The organism is Candidatus Berkiella cookevillensis, assembly GCF_001431315.2.
Classification (GTDB): domain Bacteria; phylum Pseudomonadota; class Gammaproteobacteria; order Berkiellales; family Berkiellaceae; genus Berkiella_A; species Berkiella_A cookevillensis.
In genome coordinates, this window is sequence record NZ_LKHV02000001.1 from 2034775 (window position 1) to 2056929 (window position 22155).

The following is a 22155-nucleotide window of genomic DNA, read 5'->3' on the forward strand; positions in this document are numbered from 1 at the left end:
CTAATGCCAATTCCGCTTTGCAGTTTCCCGCCATTTCATAGGCGGTGTCAATTTCTGCGCTTTGCCTAAGTCAAAAATAATAGCACCTGAATCATAAGTTAATAAGTTTTCTGAACCAATTCTTTCATATCTTTGCAAAACATCCGCTTTTGGAAAACCATAATGATTGCCATAACCAACTGCAAACACCGCATACAAGGGCGAGACAGCATCTACAAAAGCAGTCGAAGAGGAGGTTAAACTACCATGATGCGGAACAATTAAGATATCACTTTTTAATTTCGCCCTTGCATGATGTACTAGCTTGCGTTCTACTTGCTGCGTAATATCACCAGGGATCAAAATAGACTGCTGATTTGCTGTTATTTTTAAGACACAAGAACGATCATTTCTCTTTTGCTCTGGCCCATAGGGATGTAATATTTCAAACAACACACCATCCCATTGCCACGATTGATCTCTTTGACATACAGAAAGCCGAGTAGAAACAGTTTCTTGAAGAAGCTCAGGCTCGCTACTCTGAATTTCTGTAATCGGAAAATCAAGCAAACTGCTTAAACCGCCTCTATGATCAAGATCATGATGACTGATGAGAATTTTATCAATATGCTGAATTTTTCTGGCATGCAAATAAGGTAAAATCACTTTGCTACCTGCATTAGCATGCCGACCATACTGTGGCCCTGTATCAAAGAGCATGACATGATTTTTAGTCTCTATGACTGTAGACAATCCTTGGCCAACATCCAAAATACTAATACGTGCTTGTTGATAGGGTATGTGCGGTTTTACGAATAAAAGTGGCATATAAAATAAAATTGCAAGCGGTTTTCCAGGCATCCCCTTAGGGCTTAATAAAAGCAAAGTTCCAATGATGCTTAAACCTATGATCCAATAAGACAACCCAGCTAAAGAAACAGCTGCAAAAGGAATATGACTTAAGAAATCTAATAAATGCCACACCACAGAAAAACAAATCACTGCAATTCTAATTAAAAATTCTCCAAGAACTTCAATTGGGTAAATAAAGATAACGCCCAATAGGCTGATAGGCACTACCACAGCGGCAACAATCGGTATAGCAAAAATATTCGCAATAGGGGAAATCAAACTTACTTGATTAAAAAAAAGAACGGTTAGAGGCAACAATCCAACAAAAGCAACCCATTGCGGTTGCCACCACTTACGCCACGATTTTTCGGGAAAGCTTTCTTTTGCCATCAATAATGCCGCAACTGCGCAAAACGACAACCAAAATCCAGCTTGCAAAACACATAAAGGATCATGCAAAACCACTAAAAGCAATGCGAATAAAAAAGCTTGCCAGCTAAAAATTTTTCTTTTCAATAAAATGCTCAGCATCGCAACGCTGATCATAATAAAAGCGCGTTGTGTTGGTAATGAGAACCCTGCTAATAATGCATATAAAAAAGAAAAACCAAGCGTCACAACCGCAGCAATACATGGCGCAGGAAATCTCAGTAAGAAACGAGGGAATACACAGGCAAGGCGTTTTATAAACATAAAACAAAATGCAGCAACCAACCCCAAATGCAATCCTGAGATAGCCAGTAGATGACTCGTCCCAGTCTTCTGAAAAACCTCTCTGCTCTTCGTATCTAAACCTGTGCGGATCCCAATGGTCAGTGCTGTAATCACCGGCAAAAATTCCTCATCTGGAAAAAGCCGATGCAAACGCCTTGCAATGGTTTGTCTGAAGGCGGTTAATGAAAAGCGCCCTTCTTTGACTGCATTTAATGACACGATCTTGCCGCGTGCTTTTAAACCTTCCAAAAACCAATATTTTTCTTCGTCTGAGGCACCCGGGTTATACAAGCCTCTTAAAGCTTTTAGTTTAACAATCGCTTCTATTTGATTGCCTGGAGATAGTTTTTCTGTGGGATGCATCCAATACAATTGAATTTTAAGATGCTTACTATGCGGTTTTTCTCCATTTATGCTAAATGGTTTGACTGTGTATCTTGCCTTATTGTCTTCTGTGATTGCTTGATCAATTATATAGCCCGAAAGCTTAATTTCTTTGTTTGTCCAAGCTGCTGGAAGCTGCCAGGCTAAACGCTGTTGGGTCTGGACATACGCCCAACTAAAGCTTAGTATAAAACTCAGGAAAAATGCGCTTAAATATTTGTTTTGATATTTATGTCGTAGGCAAGCTTGACTAAACACAAATACAATGCCACAACCTAATAGTAATAATATAAAACTACCACTGGGCACTGTCGGACAATTTGTCAATAATAGCGCACCGAGCAAAGCACCCAGTGAAAGTACAGTTAAGATCATTGGCTAAATCTTATGCCTAAAAAATTACTCAAAAAATTTATTCCGCATCATAAAATCAAAGACCATAAACATTTAAAAATGTTTGGTAGCTTATTGCACAATCCAAATCTTTGGTCATTGAATCGCTATTCTGTTTCCACTGCTTTTAGCATTGGATTATTCTGTGCCATGATCCCCATGCCTTTCCAAATGATCCCTGCAGCAGCTTGCGCTATTGTAGCGAGAGCCAACTTACCCATTTCAATTGCGCTTGTATGGCTGACCAATCCTATCACAATGCCGCCAGTATTTTACTTTGCTTTTAAAGTGGGGGCTTACGTTTTAGGAAGAGAAGCGCGTGGCTTTCAATTTGATGCATCTGTAGAATGGTTTGCGAGTGGATTGGCCTCAATTTGGCAACCTTTTCTCTTAGGTTGCTTCATCTGTGGCAGTGTCTTAGCAATTAGCTCAAATATTTTGATACGCATTCTGTGGTATTGGCATATAAAAAGAGCTTGGGCAAGGCGGCAGAGAAAGGCAGACTCTCTTTGAATGGGAATGAACGAAGTGAATAATTCTCTTCCCTTGGTTTCAAGGGAAGAGGCTCACCTTAGTGAGCAGATGGATTTTTTAAGTATCTATTTTAAAAATCCTTCTATGCACCTAAAGGCGCCTCTTTCTTTGACAACAAAGAAAGAGCATTGATTCGCTACGCTCATCTATGAGCAACGCGCATTAACGACAGTATAAAATCAAACGACAAGAAGCGCACTATTGCTCTTTTAGCTCGCCTCGATCTAGCACCAACGTCCTATCCATCTTATTTGCCAAGTTAACATCATGCGTCACAATGACAAAGCTTGTACCCACTTCTTTAGCAAGTTGCATCATCAATGCATAGACTTGATCAGCGCTCTCGTCATCCAAATTACCCGTTGGCTCATCTGCCAAAATACATTTTGGCTCAGCAACTAAGGCACGTGCAATCGCAACACGCTGGCGTTCTCCACCTGATAACATCATAGGCTTGTGTTCTTTTCTATCTAATAATCCAACTTTATTCAAATAATATAAGCTTTTTGCTTTGATATCTTTTAAGGGTTCGCCTCGGATCAATAAAGGCATGCAAACATTTTCAAAGGCGGTAAACTCAGCCAGGAGATGGTGAAACTGAAAAATAAAGCCTAATACCCGATTGCGTAAAAAACCACGCTTCTTCTCAGATAAGGTCAATAACTCCATTTCATTCAAATAAATTTTACCGCTGGATGGCTTTTCAATGCCCCCCAAAATATGAATAAAGGTTGTTTTGCCAGAGCCTGAACGCCCCACAATCGCAATACTCTCATGTGAAGAAACACTAAAGTTAATATTTCCTAAAACGGGAATAGTTCTATCACCATCTTGAAATATTTTAACTACATTTTCGCAGCGTAACACGGTGTTTTGAGACTGCACTTCTGGTTGATAATTATTATTATGCATCATGGCGTAAAGCCTCCGCAGGTTGTACTTTAGCTGCACGCCAAGCAGGATGAATGGTTGCGAGTAAGCTTAAGCCCATTGCACAGGTTGCAATTAAGATAACATCCGCACTTTGTAAATCAGACGGCAAGAAACTGATAAAATAAACTTCTTCAGATAAAAACTTAACTTTAAAAAGTCTTTCAATAAAAGACACAATATCAGTGACATTGAGTGCTAATAAGATACCTAATATCACGCCCATGAGCGTACCAATCAAACCAATAATTGCACCTTGAGAAATAAAAATTGCCATGATTTTCTTTTTCGAAGCACCAAGCACTCTAAAGACCGCAATATCACCTCGTTTATCTGTAACAACCATGACTAAAGTGGAAATGAGATTAAACACGGCAATCGCCAAGATCATGATCAGCGTAAAAAACATCATGGTCTTTTCCATTTTTACTGCACTAAAATAAGCGCTGTTGAGTACTGTCCAATCAACCACATTATAGAAATGTTGTGCTTCTTCACGTAATTCATGCGCTAATTGAGGCGCCTTGAAAGGATCAAATAATTTTAATTGTATGCCCGTAACACCATCGCCTGTTTTTAAAAGCCGAGCAGAATCTTCTAAATTGAGGAAAATGTGTGTTGTGTCGTAAATATAACCCACCTCAAAGACACCCACGACTTGGAGCCTTTTAAGACGCGGTGTCACCCCCACTAAAGAGACCGTGACTTCAGGGATGACCAGCGTAATGCTATCCCCTACGCCAACGCCCAAAGATTTTGCTAGATAGCTTCCTATGATGACACCAAACTTACCCGGTGCCAAATCATCAACATTGCCTGTGATTAAGGTAGAGCGTAAAGGAAAAACAGCATCCACTGTTGCAGGATCAATGCCTTTGACTAAAACACCATGTACCTCTCGGCCATGTGTCAGCATGCCTTGCCCTTCAACAAAAGGTCCTGCCGCTTCCACTTCTTTGCGCGTTGAAAAATGCTTCACTGCCATAGGCCAGTCTTGGATATTGCTTTGCCCTTGCGTCACCATTATGTGAGGTGTAACACTTAAAATACGTGTTCTTATTTCTTTGGTAAAACCATTCATCACAGATAAAACTGTAATGAGTACCATTACCCCTAAGGCAATGCCTACCATTGAGACAATAGATATAAAGGTGATGAAATGATCTCTTTGTCTGAGACTTGTATAGCGAGAGCCAATGTAGAGAGAAAAAGGCTTAAACATAGTTATTCAGCTAATTTTTAATGTTGTATTATGCGTTATTTTCACTATTCTGTTGTTCGCTTGCAATCAATCAATCTGGTATTATTTTTAGTCAGTAAGTTATTAAGTAAAGTTGATAGTTAAGGTGAAATTACAAACTCATACAAACACAACCTATTTACCAGCTGAATGGGCACCACAAAGTGCTGTCCTATTCTCATGGCCACACACCTATGATCATGGTAGCTACTATTGGAAACCACATGAAATTGCGCGCGTAGAAACAGCGCTTTTCGAAATGGTTAGCACTATTGCAAAGTCTCAACCCGTGATGATTAACGTTTATAATAACATAGTCTTAGAACATCTCGAGGATCTTTTAAGCAAGCATCACGTCAATCAAGACAATGTGCAAATCATTGTAAACCCTTCTAATGATATTTGGGTTCGCGATCATGGTCCTATTACTGTCTATAAAGACAAAAAAGCGGTGCTGCTAAATTTTAAGTTTAATGGCTGGGGTGAAAAATTCCCTCACGAAGATGACAATACAGTCAATAACAAGCTTCATCATTTTGACATACTTAAAACTTATACCCAAGAAGACGTCCACTTCGTCTTAGAAGGTGGCAGCATAGAAAGTGATGGTTTAGGAACACTGCTTACGACAAAGTTATGTCTTTGCAATCCAAATCGTAACAAAATCACTGATAAAGCAGTCATCTTTGAAAAACTACAAGCCACCTTGGGTATTCAACGCATACTCTGGTTGGATGATGGCTTTATTGAAGGTGATAATACAGACTCTCATGTTGATATGTTGGCAAGATTCATCAATCCACACACCATTGCTTATGCAACCTGTGATGATCCGACCCTGCCACATTATGATTCATTGCTCAAAATGGAAACACAGTTAAAGTCTTTTAGACAAATCTCTGGCGAGCCTTATCAACTTGTACCAATGCCACTGCCCAAAATTGAGAATGCATCTTATCCAGGCGTATTTATTCCAGCGACCTATTTGAACTTCTTGATTACGAATCATTGTGTATTTGTACCACAGTATAACCATGCATTAGATGAAGTCATGCTTGAGACACTCAGAGAATACTTCCCTTCTCGAAATGTATTGGGTGTAGATACGAGCACACTTATCTTGCAAAGTGGCGGGCTACACTGCTCAACTATGCAAATACCAACAGGACAACAAGACGCATGAAAGAACATAAAAACATTCCCTTAGCGGTTGTACAATCCATCGGTTTTAAAACGCGTGCAGAATCTTTTGATCATTATGCCAATGCTATTATCGAAGCTTCACGTTCTGGCGCATCTTTAGTATTACTCCCTGAGCTGCATAATCAATATTATTTTGCTCAAAAAGAATCCAGTGATTTTTTTAGCTATGCAGAAAGCATTCCTGGCACCACAACTGATTTTTACGCAAAACTTGCAAAAGAAAATAACATCGTCATCGTGACTTCTTTATTTGAAAAAAGAGCCAAAGGCTTGTATCACAACACTGCGGTTGTAATTGATAAAGATGGCTCAATAAAAGGCATGTATCGTAAAATGCATATCCCTGATGATCCAGGCTACTATGAGAAATATTATTTTACACCAGGTGATCTCGGATTTAAGCCTATTGAAACTTCGATTGGTAAGCTTGGTGTGCTGATCTGCTGGGATCAATGGTTCCCAGAAGCAGCTCGCTTAATGGCGCTCAATGGCGCAGATTGTCTGCTATACCCTACGGCCATTGGATTCAACCCTAAAGACGATACACAAACGCAACAAAAGCAGCTCAATGCGTGGCGTTTAATTCAACAAAGCCATGCTGTTGCAAATGGCTTGCCGGTTGCAAGTTGTAACCGATGCGGTTTAGAACTGATTGAAGATGCATTACCTCAAGGCATAAATTTTTGGGGAAATAGCTTCATTACTGGTACTCAAGGCGAAATACTCACAAGCGCAGCAGACAAACCAGAAATCCTGTATGCCGATTTAAAACTCGAGCAAACGGAGAAAACACGCCAAGCATGGCCTTATTTGCGTGATAGACGTGTTGATTATTATCAACCTCTCAACCAGCTTCATATCGACAACCGTCTATTGTCGCTTCAAACATCATTGGGTGAACCGTTATGATCATAATTTTAAAGCCTAATACAGATCCTCATTCTGCAGAGTATCAATTTACCCTCAATGCACTTTCAAAATTTGCAAATGTTGAAGCCAAAATTAGCATCATTCAAGGGGTACAAGAAAGTATTACTGAAATACATCTGATCGGCGACACACAGCAAATTTCAAAAGAAAGTATTGAAGCATTACCTGCTGTACACCAGGTCATTCGCATTTCCAGTGACTATAAAATACTTGGAAGGTACTCAAACAGCTCAGCGCTCTCTTTTGAATATAATGGCGTTCATTTTTCTCAAGATAGCTTCCATGTCTTTGCAGGTTTATGTGCCGTTGATAATGCGGAAAATGTGGAAAGTACTTTTAAAGTACTGTCTGAATACAAACAAGTGTGTACGCGTATGGGCGCTTATAAGCCTCGCACCAGTCCTTATGCATTTCAAGGTCTTGGTAAATCCTGTTTGCCTTATGTGTTTGAATTGGCTGGTCAATATGGGATCAAAGTGATCGCCATGGAAGTGACCCATGAACGACAAATTGAAGAAATCAATGATGTATTGGCACTGACCGGAAATCCTACGGGTGTGATGCTTCAAATTGGTACGCGTAATGCACAAAATTTTGAATTATTACGTGCAGTTGGTAGCCAACAAACATTTCCTATTCTGTTTAAACGTGGCTTTGGTATCACACTGAATGAATCTTTATTAGCAGCTGAATATCTTGCAAAAGCAGGTAATAATAAAATTATTTTTTGCCTAAGAGGTGTAAAATCTCATTTTGGCAATCCTCACCGCAATCTAGTTGATTTCTGTCAAGTGAGCCTAGTAAAACGCATTACACGTTTAGCTGTTTGTGTTGATCCTTCTCATGCCGTAGGTTTATTAAGTGAAGGAACAGATAAAATCAGTGATATTTACCATGTAAGCGCACAAGGTGTGATTGCTGGCGCAAATATGGTTTTATTGGATGTGCACCCTAATCCACCTCAAGCACGTGTAGATAGTCAGCAAGCGCTGCATATACAAAACTTAGAATGGTTCTTACAGGATATGCTACTTTGTCGCGAAACCTACGAAAAGCGCAAAAAATTAGCTGAAACTTTTCACGCATAAACTAAAAATGGTCTGCTGCTATGATAAACGCCGATAATTATTCTCTTCCTTTACCACGTCAGATGGGCGATCGCCTAAACTGGGGAAATGTTATCGGTGCAGGGCTTGCACTATCGATTGCACAAGCCTGCGAACAGCAAGAACTTCTTTTGGTCATAACCTCTTCTTCACAAAAAGCAGCAGCGCTTAAAAGAGAGTTAAAATATTTCTGCAAGCCCAATACTGTCTGTTTTCAATTTCCTGATTGGGAAATATTGCCATTTGATCATTTCTCACCGCACCAGGATATTATTTCAGATCGTTTAAAAACATTATATGAACTGCCTAATTTAAAAACAGGTATCGTCATTGTACCCATCATGACTTTATTACATAAAATTGTTCCTAAACAATTTGTCATGGCAAACAGCTTTATACTAAAAATTGGCGATCATCTTGATATGACTGCCGCCAAATCAACTTGGCTATCTGCCGGATATACCCAAGTTTCTCAAGTGATGGGACATGGAGAGTACGCTATTCGTGGCAGTATTATCGATATTTTCCCCATGGGGCAACATAGCCCCATTCGAATTGACTTGTTTGATAATGAAATAGAAAGTATCCGATTTTTTGATATTGACACGCAAAAATCAATTGAACGTATTGACTCGCTTAACTGCTTGCCCGCAAAAGAATACCCTCTACAAGAAGAGGACATTAGCCGATTTAGGCAAAATTGGCGTAAAAAATTTGATGGCGATCCTACACTGTGCCCTGTATATGAAAATATTTCTCAAGGCACAAGCATTGGTGGTATCGAATACTATCTACCACTCTTCTTTGAAGAAATACAAAGTTTGTTTGATTATTTACCCAAACATACTACTATTGTTCGCAGCCAAGATATGGATATTAACTTAGATCATTTCTTGCAAGATGTGGACAAGCGCTATGAACAATACCGACATGATATTAGACGTCCCATACTCGCGCCCAAAGATTTATTCTTACAGAAAAATGAATTATATGGTTATATAAAATCTTTTAAACAAATTGTCATCAGTGAAACAGCGCACCCACAAAGCAAAGGACAAGATATTAATTTAGATTTTGCATCTGCGCCCCACATTGCTATCTTAAACCAACATGATCCTCTAAAACCTTTGCAAAATTTTCTAGCAGAAAATAAATCGAATATTCTATTCTGTGCAGAATCTCCTGGAAGAAAAGAAAGCTTAATCAACTTGTTAAATAAAATTGATATTAACCCCAAAGTCTATGAACACTGGTCCGATTTTGCGCGCGACAAAGAAAACTTTGGTATTACCATTGCCTCACTAGACAAGAGTGTTTGCTTGCCGCTTCAAAATCTTATTCTTTTGGCAGAAGCGGATATCTATGGCCATCAGGTCATGCAAAGACGTCGTCGCAAAGAGACTTATCAAGACTTAGATATTCAAGTTCGTAACTTAGCAGAACTCCAAATGGGTCACCCCATTGTACATTTACAACATGGTGTGGGGCGCTATTTGGGTTTAATAAACCTTAGTATCGGCGCGCAACCTTCAGAATATTTAACCATCGAATATGCAGATAAAGCAAAATTATATGTGCCTGTTTCTTCACTTGAGGTTATCAGTCAATACAGTGGTACACAAATAGAAAATGCACCACTACATAGACTTGGCACAGACACTTGGGAAAAATCAAAGCAAAAAGCACAAAAGAAAATCAATGATGTTGCTGCTGAGCTTTTAGAGATCCACGCAAAACGTGCGCTCAAAAAAGGCTTAAGCTTTAATGCTCCCGATCAAGACTACCTTGCATTTGCAAATGCCTTTGGCTTTGAAACGACACCTGATCAACAAAAAGCAATTGATGAGGTATTGCAAGACATGCAATCTGATAATCCCATGGATAGATTGGTATGTGGTGATGTTGGCTTTGGGAAAACAGAAGTTGCACTCCGTGCCGCATTTTTAGCTGTAATGACGCATAAGCAAGTTGTAATACTTGTGCCTACAACTCTGCTTGCACAACAACACTATGAAACGTTTAGCGATAGATTTGCTAATTGGCCTGTTAAGATAGAAGTTCTATCACGGTTTCGATCTAAGAAAGAACAAGATCTTACGATAGAGAATCTACAATCTGGCAAGACCGATATTGTGATTGGCACTCATAAATTACTTAATCAAAGCGTACCTTTTCATAATTTAGGGCTATTGATCATTGATGAAGAACATCGCTTTGGGGTAAAGCAAAAAGAAAAAATCAAAAATTTCCGATCTGAAGTAGATATTTTAACGCTGACTGCCACTCCCATACCACGCACCTTGAATATGGCACTTTCCTCTGTGCGCGATCTTTCTATTATTGCAACACCACCTTTAAAGCGTCTCAGTGTTAAAACTTTTGTGCGTGAATATAATGATATTCTTATTCAAGAAGCCATTAATCGTGAATTAATGCGTGGCGGTCAGATCTACTATCTACATAATGATGTCAGCACAATTGAAAATACTGCGCATCATTTAAAAACGCTCTGTCCTGAAGCACGTATCATCGTTGCACATGGTCAAATGCCAGAACGTGCCCTAGAACGCGTCATGTCCGATTTTTACCATCAACGCTTTAATGTATTGGTGTGTACCACTATTATCGAAACAGGTATCGATATCCCAACGGCAAATACCATCATCATTGAACGTGCTGATAAATTTGGTTTAGCACAGTTGCATCAAATTCGAGGACGCGTCGGACGCTCACATCACCAAGCCTATGCCTATTGTTTGACAGGTGCAGAGAAATCACTCAGCAAAGATGCTAAAAAGCGCTTGGAAGCTTTAGAATCTTTAGAAGAATTAGGCTCAGGTTTTACACTTGCAACACATGATTTGGAAATACGAGGCGCAGGAGAAATATTAGGTGAAGAGCAAAGCGGTAATTTAAATGAAATTGGCTTCAACTTATACATGGAGCTTTTAGAAAAAACGGTAAAAGCATTGAAAGCAGGTAAAACACTTTCTACAGAATCCCCTTTAAATAATATAGAAATTGATTTGCAAATCAGTGCATTAATACCGGAAGACTATCTACCAGATGTACATTCACGGCTGATTCTCTATAAACGAATCAGCATGTGTGCTTCCAAAGAAGCACTTGAAGAAATTCAAGTTGAGATGATTGACCGATTTGGGTTACTACCCACTGCTACTCAACATTTATTTAAGATCACTGCCCTTAAGATTATTGCAAAAGAAATTGGCATTACAAAAATTGAAGCGGGAAAAAGCCAGGGTAAAATTGAGTTTGTTGAGAAACCCAATATTAATCCTGATACAATCATTAACCTGATTCGCACACAACCCCAACACTATAAATTGATAGGTTCCCAAGCATTTAAATTAACTTTTGACATGCAGACAGTTGAACAACGTTTTCAGGTGGTAGAAAATCTACTTACGCATTTAACCAACAATTAAAAAGTTAAATAACTTATGTTTAAAAATATACTCGCTTTAAAATCCCTTGTATTAGTACTTCTCATGCTCTCATGCTTTAAGACCTATGCGAAAGAAGAGCAATGGTATCAGGTTGAAGTGCTTGTCTTTGAAAATCTTGATAAAGCGGGATTACAAGAGTCATACCCCCTAAATCCTGGTCGCCCTAATGTCAGTGCTGCCAAAAACCTATTGGATGCATCCAAAGCCCTCTCTACAGGCGACGAAACCCAAAATTACATCCAAGTTAGCAATGATGCCCTACAGCTCAATGATGCTAAAGATAAAATCCAGAAACAAGGCAGCTTTCGTATTATCCTTCATAAAGGATGGAAACAACGAATCACTGATAAAAACTTATCTGATACGCTCCGACTTGTTGGAGGAAAAAGCTATTCTTCTAGAGGTGGCTCTGATATACAACAAGATGATGCACTTGGCGCAAATGCAGATGTGAAACAATCTGCTTATGAAGTAGATGGTACCATTAAGATAAGCAAAAGCCGCTATCTTCATGTTGATACCGATCTCATTTTAACGAAACCAATGAGAGTACTTTCAACAGCTGCCGGCGTACAAGGCTCTCTCAATGCAGGCACAAGCGCCACTTTTGCAAATGTCAGCAATAGAAACGCATGGCAACAAGATGCAAATGCAAAATTGCAAGCTTTCCGCTTAAAGCAATCTATTAAAATGAGAAGTAGTGATGTGCAATATATCGATCACCCTATGTATGGCATGCTTGTCACCATAAAGCCTGAAAAGAAAAAGTAATTTTAATCGCACACCTTACGCAGTAAAAAGATAATGCCAGTCAGTTAAGAAATGAACGAAGTGAATGATTATCTTCCCTTGGAATCAAGGGAAGAGGCTCAACTTTAGTGATCAGATGGATTTTTTTAATTTATGTTTTAAAATCCCTCGCTTTGCGCCACTGAGAAATAACTTATTAATAAAGTATTACTTCTAAAGAAAGAAGGCTTCTTATCTACTAGAACGCTTATTATGTTTCCCATTCTTCTTAAAACAGTCCGGCACGCTCTCAATGTAATTTCCTTGTACATTCAGATATTTTAATGCGGATAATCTCGAAATACTCTTAGGAAGCGTTTTTAATTCATTATTGTGTATATCTAAAATTTCTAATTGCCCCAAACGCTCTAAGGCTTTAGGTAATTGACGCAAATGATTGTGGTGCGCTTGTATTTCATGCAGATGTTCTAAATCACAGATTTCATCTGGCAGACTATCTAAATCATCATGATCAATCTTAAGTTTATGCAGATTTTTAAGCTTTCCAACCCCTCTGGGTAACACACGCATTTCATGATTGTAACTTAAATCTAATTCCTTCAAATGCGTTAAACGCTCAATACCATCTGGCAAAGTACGTAAATGATTACGCTTCAAACTCAGTATCTCTAAATTTTCTAAATAAACAATGGCATCTGGCAATTGAGTTAATAAACAGCCGCTAATATCTAATTCTCTTAAATTGATCAATAATCCAATTTTAGAAGAGACATGAATGATTTTACATTTACTTCCCTCTAAAACTAGTTTTTTTAAGATCATTAATTTGTTTAAATGTAAATTAAACAATAAGGTTGGTAGTCTGGTAAGGTATTCTAAACTTAAGTCATGCTCTTGAACTTCATTCAAATATGACATTGCAATACGACAATTTACACGCTCTAATTCTACATCTAATTTAACAATATTATCCAAATCATCTAAATCTTGCTTCACTAATTCTGCCAAAATTTTATACGATGAATTCAAGGCTAAGGCATTAGAATTAATTTTTGAGAAAATAGCTTCTTTGTATTTTTTAAAGAACTCATATTCTTTCAATAATACTTTCTTTAGCTTATGCAAATCATCATAACTGTATATTTTTTCAGACATTGGTACAACACAAAACCAATCTTAGTAATCATACTATCATATGATAAAACGAATATGGCTGATATAGGACTTTAGTCGCACATCTTCTATTCAAAAAGCAATCAAAAATAGAACATTCACAGTCTCTATTTCTAAAAAATAAGAAAAATCTATTGCTATTTTTACTATTTAATAAGTAATTATACACAGTATAAAATTTAGTAAATTTCCATAACAATGAGGTGTAGTTACCCTTAAAAAGGCTAAACAATATAAACATATTCAAGAAAAAATCAGGATCATGAAAAGACTATAGACGGATCTATCACGTAAGCAGTTAACAAAGGAGAATCAAGATGATTAAAGGAATATATGAAAATCTTGCTTTAGAAGGTGGTGGTGCAAAAGGCTATGTTTATCTTGGCATGTTTGAAGAGCTTGAACGCTTAGGCATCATTCAAGATATCGATAAAATCTCTGGCGCATCGGTTGGCGCTATCTTTGGTTTAATGGCAGCCACAGGCTGGAACGCTGCAAAAATTTCCGAAGAAGTATTAAATTTAGATATGGCTGAAAAAATAAAAGGAGGCATGCTAGAGCCTATAAAGATTCCTCACAATTTACGCAAAGGATTTGGAATTCATAAAGGCAAGGCGCTATATGAATATTATCAAGATGTCATCGAAAGAATCACAGGTGATAAAAATACCACGTTTGGAGAATGGCATACTTTCAAAGAAGCGCATCCAGAGCTCGGTTTAAAAGATCTGTATGTGCAAGCTTGCAATGTTAACACCAAACTCAACGAAACTTTTTCCTATGAATCAGAGCATGCCAATGTACCCATTGCAGATGCTGTACGAGCTTCTGGCGGCTTTCCTTTTTATTTTACAGCTTGGAAGATAAAAGGTTGTTGGTATTCGGACGGTGGGATACAAAAAAATTGCCCTTCAGATGTATTTGAAACTATAAAAGGTGAAGGCAATCCTAAAACATTGAGTCTACGCTTAGACGATCAAACTGAAATTGAATATTATAAACAGGGTATTACACCACCACCGCGGGAAATTAATAATATTTTAGATTATACGGTGGCTTTTTTTAAAGCTTTTGGAAATGTACAAAATCGAGATTTCAACGATAGCTTTTACAAGGATTATACTATATTTGGTGACACGCTCGGTTATGATACCCTAAATTTTGATCACAGCCCTAAAGACAAGCAAGCAATGATAGACTCAGGAAAATATGCTGTTGCATGTTACTTTCATCATAAACATCCTGAACTTGCTGTAGAACACTATGATGAAAAAATGTTACGCAGGTTGCAGAAAAAAGATCACACACTCTCTTTTCGTCGGTTTTTGGAAAAAGAGAAAAAACATTTCTCTGAAAAAAGAGCTGCACGTAAACAGGCTAAAAAAGAAAAAAGTAAAGCAGCGCCATCCCTTACAATATCTGAAGATAATAGTGCCAATTCAATTGAAGAAAAGGCTCTCGATCTTACAAATGCTTTTAATGAGCCTAAACCAGAACCGCTGCCCGATCTTCACGCTGATGCTTCAGATAAATCTCATCAGCATTTGCCAATGTATAGGCAATGGCGCTCAAATATCAAAAAAACAACGCCCCTCTCATTACAGAAAGAGACATTACACATTCCTCACCCCGCCAGTAGTAGTTCTTCTCATAAGCTTCATAAAGATAAAAGATTATAAGCCTAAGATGACTTGTCAGATTCTCCGTCTGAATGATCCTCACGAATGAAGGTTCGTGGGGGCTTATTCAGCGGTAACCCCTCAAAATAATCTTAAAATATAGTAGCTCAAATAACTACACATATTTAACTAGTGACATGAATGAGTTAGAATAGCTGCCTTTAATTTAGATATCCATAATAGAGCAGCACAATAATGTTGAAAAATGTCTTCAAAAAAATACTGCCTGGCTTTATATTCAAACAGCAAGACACACCATCACGTCCCGCGCCTAGTAAAGTCATTGTTAGTTCTGCACCTTTGCCTGCGGCAGTGCCTGTTCAGCAGCATGCAAACCCTCATGCAACTCAGTTTTTCAATCAAATTAAAGCACGTAGAGAAGAAGCTGTAAAATTAAATGAACCTGCTTTAATATCCGAATATATTTTAAAACAAGATTTGATTGCTATTTATGATTATGTATTAAGAAATCAAAATACTATTCTAAATACCTTGATTTCGAAGGATAACAAAACACCTCAATATCGCGGCTATCGCATTGAAAAAGAAAAATCAAAGCTTGCAAGATCAATCAGCATTCTCAAAGATCTCTCTAATCAATTTATATTAATTTTAGACATAAAAAGAAAGCTCAAGTCAGGAGAAAAATCCCTCAAAACCAAAATCTTCGTCGGTGGAAATAAAATAGGTAAAGTTGCCTGGAGAATTGATACACCCATATACGCAAAATGGATTAATCTTGTCACAAAACGCACAAAAGAAAAAAGAATCCAAAACACAGATGCCGAAGCAAAGCTGTCTCAAGAACTTGCACAAAGAAATCAATGCATTCATACCGGCTATTCTGATCTGCTTTTTAGTTACAGCTTAGAGAGCCAAATTTATCGCACTGGCGAAAAATATAAACAAGCACATTATGCCCCCTTTGTAGAAATGGATTTTAATTCTTTCTTAAAAAACAAATCAAAATCTTTAACAATGGCTGACAAATACTCTATTGCAGATCAAATATTGAAAGCTATTCAAATTATGCATCAGCAAAATATCGCACATCAAGATATCAAAGAAGCAAATATGCTTATATCTTTTAAGAATGGGCAATACCAAATTAAAATAAATGACTTTGGGCATTCTACAAATTATAGGCATGACCAAAAAGAATCTTTGGCTACCGCTTCTTATGCCTCACCAGAAATAGCTTTGGCCTATAAGAGCAAAAAAAGTGTACATCATGAGTATTTTTATGATAGAAACGACTCTTCTTTTGGCATACGCGTCGATAGAAATTTATCTAAGGGAAATGCGAGTCGATATGCAAATTCTAAATTAGCTATTAAATATAGTAAACCTGATTTGAAAAATGATATGTGGGCAATTGGCGTTGTATTTTATCGTTTATTTACTAATTCTAAGTTAATGGAGAATAATATTGCAACTCAAAAAAAGATTGAACAAAATCCTTTATTGAAAGGTTTGCTTGCACCTATTCGAGAAGATAGATTTACCATTGATCAAGCATTAAGAAGCTTAGAAACACTACGCAATGCAGAAAAAGTCGAATCATCAACACCCAGAGTAAGAATACAGAAGCGCTAGTTTTTTAAAAATTAGGTCTGAAAATTAGGACAGCCAGGTCTGAAAATTAGGACAGCCATGTATTTTTTTAGCAAAAAATTATCATTCATATCTATGAAAATAATCATATAATTCTGATATGCCAATTAATTAGGCTTTAAAGAAGATAGAATTTGATAGTTTTTTCTATTGTGAATCGAATGATTGTATAAAATGAGGAATAAACTAAGCTATGACTTGAGGATTATTGTATATTTTCTTTGCTTGAGTGATGCCTTTTAAGGCTTTCCTTCTCTCTTTGCCAAAATTAAGCAGTAAAATTTCACTGCCCACTGCATGAGCAAAGCTTTTACTTAAATTTTTGACCAATGATATCCAGTTTTGAGGCTCAAACTGTAATCGAGTCAGAATGGGTGCTAGATGCTCAGGGATAGAGCCTGCTTGTTTATCATCCCGAATCACTCTACCTGTATAATCCACAAGTTCTAAATAATCGACAAGTTTAAAATCAATCGCATGTGAATGATGTTCTGAGATGTTTGCAAAAGGCACTAAGAACTTGGGTTGGGATATGTCAGCTTTTTCGCGCTTGAGCTGTTTAATGGATTTTGGCTTATTGACCTTTAATTGTTTGGAAATATGCTGAATGCGTTCATAAATGGAAGTAAATTCTGATTCTTCTGGCGTTTCTGTAATTCCTGCTCTGACTGGATTTAAATCAACATAAACCATTGCACTCAACAATGCCCCTTCATCTAATAAAGCTTGGGATTTGAAGCGCCCTTCCCAAAATCGTCCTGCAGTATCATCCTCATCATTTACATCGCGCGCAATTTTTTCATTTAAACAACGCATAAACCAGCTGATGCTCGTCAAACGCTCTTTCCAAAGCTGAATCTTCTGTTTTAAGTGCTTATTTTCTTGAGCGTCTTTGGGGAAAATAGCTGCCCAACGACGGATGATTTCTGCTTCTGACCAATTCTCAGCCACTTTATCTTCTACATACAAAACAACATGATAATGATTACTCATGATGGCATAGGCGCAGATTTTTATAGCAAAGATATCGGCTAAATATTTTAATCGATCGACAATCCATGCTTTACGGTGAGAATAATCTTTCTGTGTTAGTTCATCAAAACCACACAAAAAGCTGCGACGCACACATCGGTTCATGACGTGATAATACGGTGTTGCATTCAAATCAATTTGTTCTGAGCGAGCTAAAGTCATAACTTAAAAAATATCCCTATTACTGAAAGGAATTCTAGCTCAAAAATTTTGAGTAAAGCAACTTAATCTGGCTGTCCTGGATTTTGTCGCTGGATTTTGTCGTCCCAAATTTTATTGGATTGCTTATATCAAATGTACAAAAGTATCTATTTCTGGCATTACTTCTGATAAAGAAGGAAGAACAGGTTGATACAATACTGCTACCTCTTCCGTCTCTCTTATAAGATCTTCTGTCGAATCTAAGACTAAAACATCGCTCAGCATTACAGGATTCTTCTCTGATGTAGAAGATGGCTGAACAGGTAAGATAGCCAAACCAAGATCGCTGGCTAAGAATATATCGCCTTGCTTGGTCTCATAGGTAGTTGTACCAAAAACAATATTACCATCCACCCTTTCAATGTGATTATCTGAATCAAGATGAATCGCTTTAATGTGGCTATCTACTAATGGCGTAATCTCTGATGCTTGGCTAATACCATCTTGATTGATATCTTGCCAAATTAAAAAATCTTTGAAATGCTCATCTGCAGCATCAAATACACCATCTTTATTGCTATCAAAAGCCAATTTTAAGCCTTCTAAATCTGTTTTTGCATCGGGATGATAAAGAGTTAAATTAATTTCTGACAAATCTGTGACTAAACCATCATGATTGGCATCATAAGCAAGTATGGCATCATTTGGACCAACCCAACCCATTTTGTAGTGCATGCCATTCTTTTCAAAGCTCACATTTGAATTTTGAGCAGATATTAATTCAATTCCGTCGCCCCCTAAATCTAAGACCACTGGTGGTAATATATCCCCCACATCAATCAATATATTTGCCGTATTGCTTGTACCACCATCACCATCTGTCACCGTAAAGCTGACTGTACGCGCGGTAACATCTGGTAACACCAACTCTGTATTTGTATAAGTGATAGCGCTGATCAATGCTGCAACATTTGCAGGTGTGGCATCAGCATTTAAATTGATCAACAACTTTGTCGCAATAGATGTAGCATCCAAAACGCCTATTTCTGTACCAGCATAAGTCACACTAAAGCCTGCAACTTCAATTTGTCCTGCTGTTGATCGAATACCCAACATATCTTCTGTGGGCACTGCATTTGCAGTAATTTCTACGTTAAGCGTACCACCATCAAAATCAGCAGAATCTACATCTAAAACCGTAGCTAAAGCACCTTGATCTAATATTTGTGGTGCACCCAGCATTTCGAGTGGGTAGTTTACGATGTCACCCTCTATATTATTCACCACAGGCGCATCGTTGACAGAAATGACTGTAATGGTCGCCGTCCCATCAACAGCACTGGCTAAGCCTAAGTCATCTTTCGCAGCATAATCAAAGCTTACATCGCCATTGAAATTCAAAGCAGGTACAAAATAAAGCTCTAATTCATTAGCAACAGCTGCATAATCTGTATTAATAGCAGCTACCGCTGTAAGCGCTACATCTGTGTACAACACACCATTTGCAGGCAAACTTTTTAGATCAAAACTTGCAATTGTGCCATCTACATCACTACCTGTCAGTGTAATAGCAATCGATGCTGCATCTTCATTGCCACTTGCTGTCACATTATCAACCACAGGCGCATCGTTGACAGAAATGACTGTAATGGTCGCTGTTCCATCAGCAGCACTGGCTAAGCCTATGTCATCTTTTGCAGCATAATCAAAAGTTACATCGCCATTGAAATTCAAAGCAGGTACAAAATAAAGCTCTAATTCATTAGCAACAGCTGCATAATCTGTATTAATAGCGGCTATCACCGTAAGCGCTACATCTGTGTATAAAATTCCATTTACATTATTCACCACAGGTGCATCGTTGACAGAAATGACTGTAATGGTCGCTGTTCCATCAGCAACACTGGCTAAGCCTAAATCGTCTTTTGCAGCATAATCAAAAGTTACATCGCCATTGAAATTCAAAGCAGGTACAAAATAAAGCTCTAATTCATTAGCAACAGCTGCATAATCTGTATTAATAGCGGCTATCGCCGTAAGCGCTGCATCTGTGTATAAAATACCATTTGCAGGTAAGTTTTTTAAATTAAAACTCGCAATTGTGCCATCCACATCGCTACCTGTCAGTGTAATAGCAATCGATGCTGCATCTTCATTGCCACTTGCCGTTACATTGTTTACAATAGGCGCATCATTGACACCATTTATTGTCACAACAACCGTTGCTGTATCACTTAGTCCTTCAGCATCTTCAATCGTATAAGTAAATGAATCTGTTGTTTGAGCACCTGCCGCTAAAGCTTCAAATTGCCCATTCGGATCATAAGTAATTTCTCCATTTGCATTATAAATGACATTTCCAATCGTGCCGGTTGTATCAATGCTAACAACGGCCATTGTATCGTCTGGTGCATTAGGATCTGTATCATTAATTAAAACCCCTGGCGCAGCAATCGTTACAGGATTGTCTTCATTCGTGCTAAACGCATCATTATTTGCGATGGGCGCCTGATTCAAAGTTACCGTGACAGTGAGATTTGCGTTTGATGTATCACCATCGGCATCTATAATTGTATAAGTAGATACATGTTGTGTTGTCAGTTCAGCATCAGGAATACTAGATGCATCTATCAGCTCAAAAGTGTAAGCACCTGTTGTTGTATTAACAGTTAATTCACCTGTGACAATCCCTGTTCCCGTATTGTAATCAGTGCGCGTCTTAATTGAGCCTGCTGCACCATCCAAGTCCCCAACACCACCATCTACAACGCCATTCACAGAAAGAATGTGAATACCATCTGCCCCTAAATCTATGCCAAAACCATCATCATCCGTTAATAAATTTCCAGTTACTGTTTCTATACCATTGACAAATAATAACGTTTCTTTGACTGTATTTAGGTTATCATTTGCCTCAGCCACATCATCGACAATTTGAACCGATATTGTTGAAGTTGCTGAATCGTAATTACTATCCACAATCGTATAATTAAAAACATCAACAAATATTTGCCCTAGTTGCGGATGGTTTACAACAATCACATCAGGGCCTGGAATATGTAGAACAGGATGATTAAGTGTGTAAATATAATCACCTGCAGCAGTCGTTGTAAGTGGGATATGCGAAGTATACAACACCATTGTATTTCCTTCTGGTGTCGTAATTTGTATGCCTGCCAATATAGCGCTTTTAACTGAACCTGCTCTTGTAAAATTTAAATCAAGTGCGTACAAACCATCTGGCCCAGCAGAAGCACCTTCGAGAAAAATATTGCCTGTTAGCGTAGCAAAAGGCTCATCTCTTAACTCAAATTCATCTTGATGAAAATTAAGTAATGGTCCTGCAAGTAATGCGATAGCTATAGGAACACCATTGTTAGGAATAATAGGCGGTATTGTGATGATGTGCTCAGATACAATAACTCTTGATTCTGTGTATATTTCCCTTTCAACAGATTCAATTTTTTTAAATTTAGAGAAATCATTTTCTGATTCACTTAAACTAAAAGAACGTTCTATAGATAAAATCTTGTCTCTATGGCCTGATTGTAAAACAGTAACCATATCTGAACCACTATTATCAACAATGATGTCAAATAATTTTTCGATGTCTAGATCAAGAAAATCTACAATAACTTCATTTTTTGAAGCTTGCTGAAAGCTTTTTAGCTTTTTTTGAAATTCTGCTGCATCCATTGAAACATATTGTAAGAATCTATCTTCAAAAGCTGAAGAAATACCTTGATGTGGTAAAACTGCTTTCTCGGCAGAAAGAAGCGCATATTTAGAGGGAGGTGCTTTTGGTATTTTAATGCTATATTCAACGTTTTTATACGTTGTTTTAATAATTTTAAAATTGCTTATTGAGTTACTTGCCTTCGCCATGCCACAAGCCATCCCTACTAAAATTTATCTCACAGAATCGTGAGATCATCCATTATTTACGATTCATACACTATAACATTTGTTTAAGTAATTGATTTGCTCATCAATAATCCTGTTACCGTAGTACGAGTGCACAATCTTTATCA

The 22155-nt window shown here is 37.8% G+C and carries 14 protein-coding genes; 8 read left to right on the forward strand and 6 right to left on the reverse strand.

Annotated elements, in window-relative coordinates:
* The gene (locus tag CC99x_RS08725) at positions 1-2304 is read right to left on the reverse strand and encodes a DNA internalization-related competence protein ComEC/Rec2 (protein ID WP_057624021.1); all 2304 of its coding nucleotides are present in this window, start codon (positions 2302-2304) and stop codon (positions 1-3) included.
* Between the two features lie 12 nt (positions 2305-2316).
* Between CC99x_RS08725 and CC99x_RS08730 the strand changes: the two genes are divergently transcribed.
* The gene (locus CC99x_RS08730) at positions 2317-2835 is read left to right on the forward strand and encodes a DUF2062 domain-containing protein (RefSeq protein WP_057624022.1); all 519 of its coding nucleotides are present in this window, start codon (positions 2317-2319) and stop codon (positions 2833-2835) included.
* A 219-nt stretch (positions 2836-3054) separates the two neighbouring features.
* Here CC99x_RS08730 and CC99x_RS08735 read toward each other — a convergent pair whose 3' ends face one another.
* Both CC99x_RS08735 and CC99x_RS08740 read right to left on the reverse strand, forming a co-directional pair.
* Positions 3055-3771: an ABC transporter ATP-binding protein gene (locus CC99x_RS08735; protein ID WP_235528066.1), complete on the reverse strand. Its 717-nt coding sequence runs from the start codon at positions 3769-3771 to the stop codon at positions 3055-3057.
* Positions 3761-5008 (reverse strand): lipoprotein-releasing ABC transporter permease subunit, encoded by a 1248-nt coding sequence (locus CC99x_RS08740; protein WP_057624023.1) that lies wholly within the window; start codon positions 5006-5008, stop codon positions 3761-3763. Before CC99x_RS08740 ends, CC99x_RS08735 begins: the two co-directional genes overlap by 11 nt.
* A 124-nt stretch (positions 5009-5132) precedes the next feature.
* On the opposite strand from CC99x_RS08740, the gene CC99x_RS08745 reads away from it, so the two are divergent.
* The 5 genes from CC99x_RS08745 to CC99x_RS08765 are packed head-to-tail and all read left to right on the forward strand — an operon-like array spanning position 5133 to position 12506.
* Positions 5133-6209 (forward strand): agmatine deiminase family protein, encoded by a 1077-nt coding sequence (locus tag CC99x_RS08745; RefSeq protein WP_057624024.1) that lies wholly within the window; start codon positions 5133-5135, stop codon positions 6207-6209.
* Complete coding sequence (locus CC99x_RS08750) at positions 6206-7138, forward strand: carbon-nitrogen hydrolase (RefSeq protein ID WP_057624025.1); 933 nt, start codon at positions 6206-6208, stop codon at positions 7136-7138. Before CC99x_RS08745 ends, CC99x_RS08750 begins: the two co-directional genes overlap by 4 nt.
* Positions 7135-8247, forward strand: a complete 1113-nt coding sequence (locus CC99x_RS08755; RefSeq protein ID WP_057624026.1) for a 3-deoxy-7-phosphoheptulonate synthase — start codon at positions 7135-7137, stop codon at positions 8245-8247. The genes CC99x_RS08750 and CC99x_RS08755 overlap by 4 nt, the downstream gene beginning before the upstream one ends.
* Before the next feature lie 20 nt (positions 8248-8267).
* On the forward strand, positions 8268-11714 hold the full coding sequence (gene mfd / locus CC99x_RS08760) for a transcription-repair coupling factor (protein ID WP_057624027.1): 3447 nt from the start codon (positions 8268-8270) through the stop codon (positions 11712-11714).
* 15 nt (positions 11715-11729) lie between these two features.
* Positions 11730-12506, forward strand: coding sequence for a CsiV family protein (locus CC99x_RS08765; protein WP_057624028.1), 777 nt, complete (start codon positions 11730-11732; stop codon positions 12504-12506).
* 210 nt (positions 12507-12716) lie between these two features.
* Here the strand turns inward: CC99x_RS08765 and CC99x_RS08770 are convergent, their stop codons facing one another.
* The gene (locus CC99x_RS08770) at positions 12717-13640 is read right to left on the reverse strand and encodes a leucine-rich repeat domain-containing protein (protein ID WP_057624029.1); all 924 of its coding nucleotides are present in this window, start codon (positions 13638-13640) and stop codon (positions 12717-12719) included.
* A gap of 335 nt (positions 13641-13975) precedes the next feature.
* On the opposite strand from CC99x_RS08770, the gene CC99x_RS08775 reads away from it, so the two are divergent.
* Together CC99x_RS08775 and CC99x_RS08780 are read left to right on the forward strand one after the other, a co-directional pair.
* Entirely contained in the window at positions 13976-15337 is a 1362-nt protein-coding gene (locus CC99x_RS08775; protein WP_057624030.1) for a patatin-like phospholipase family protein, read from the forward strand.
* A gap of 195 nt (positions 15338-15532) precedes the next feature.
* A complete protein-coding gene (locus CC99x_RS08780; protein WP_057624031.1) occupies positions 15533-16933 on the forward strand; it encodes a protein kinase domain-containing protein in 1401 nt (466 codons plus the stop codon).
* A gap of 204 nt (positions 16934-17137) precedes the next feature.
* Here the strand turns inward: CC99x_RS08780 and CC99x_RS08785 are convergent, their stop codons facing one another.
* Together CC99x_RS08785 and CC99x_RS08790 are read right to left on the reverse strand one after the other, a co-directional pair.
* Positions 17138-18145, reverse strand: coding sequence for a hypothetical protein (locus CC99x_RS08785; protein WP_057624032.1), 1008 nt, complete (start codon positions 18143-18145; stop codon positions 17138-17140).
* 123 nt (positions 18146-18268) lie between these two features.
* Positions 18269-22009: a cadherin-like domain-containing protein gene (locus CC99x_RS08790; RefSeq protein WP_057624033.1), complete on the reverse strand. Its 3741-nt coding sequence runs from the start codon at positions 22007-22009 to the stop codon at positions 18269-18271.
* Positions 22010-22155 lie beyond the last annotated feature (146 nt).

Coding starts and splice junctions, on each gene's coding strand:
- CC99x_RS08725 (WP_057624021.1), bottom strand. CDS start 2,304: ATGATCTTAACTGTACTTTCACTGGGTGCTTTGCTCGGTGCGCTATTA.
- CC99x_RS08730 (WP_057624022.1), top strand. CDS start 2,317: ATGCCTAAAAAATTACTCAAAAAATTTATTCCGCATCATAAAATCAAA.
- CC99x_RS08735 (WP_235528066.1), bottom strand. CDS start 3,771: ATGATGCATAATAATAATTATCAACCAGAAGTGCAGTCTCAAAACACC.
- CC99x_RS08740 (WP_057624023.1), bottom strand. CDS start 5,008: ATGTTTAAGCCTTTTTCTCTCTACATTGGCTCTCGCTATACAAGTCTC.
- CC99x_RS08750 (WP_057624025.1), top strand. CDS start 6,206: ATGAAAGAACATAAAAACATTCCCTTAGCGGTTGTACAATCCATCGGT.
- CC99x_RS08755 (WP_057624026.1), top strand. CDS start 7,135: ATGATCATAATTTTAAAGCCTAATACAGATCCTCATTCTGCAGAGTAT.
- mfd (WP_057624027.1), top strand. CDS start 8,268: ATGATAAACGCCGATAATTATTCTCTTCCTTTACCACGTCAGATGGGC.
- CC99x_RS08765 (WP_057624028.1), top strand. CDS start 11,730: ATGTTTAAAAATATACTCGCTTTAAAATCCCTTGTATTAGTACTTCTC.
- CC99x_RS08770 (WP_057624029.1), bottom strand. CDS start 13,640: ATGTCTGAAAAAATATACAGTTATGATGATTTGCATAAGCTAAAGAAA.
- CC99x_RS08775 (WP_057624030.1), top strand. CDS start 13,976: ATGATTAAAGGAATATATGAAAATCTTGCTTTAGAAGGTGGTGGTGCA.
- CC99x_RS08780 (WP_057624031.1), top strand. CDS start 15,533: ATGTTGAAAAATGTCTTCAAAAAAATACTGCCTGGCTTTATATTCAAA.
- CC99x_RS08785 (WP_057624032.1), bottom strand. CDS start 18,145: ATGACTTTAGCTCGCTCAGAACAAATTGATTTGAATGCAACACCGTAT.
- CC99x_RS08790 (WP_057624033.1), bottom strand. CDS start 22,009: ATGGCGAAGGCAAGTAACTCAATAAGCAATTTTAAAATTATTAAAACA.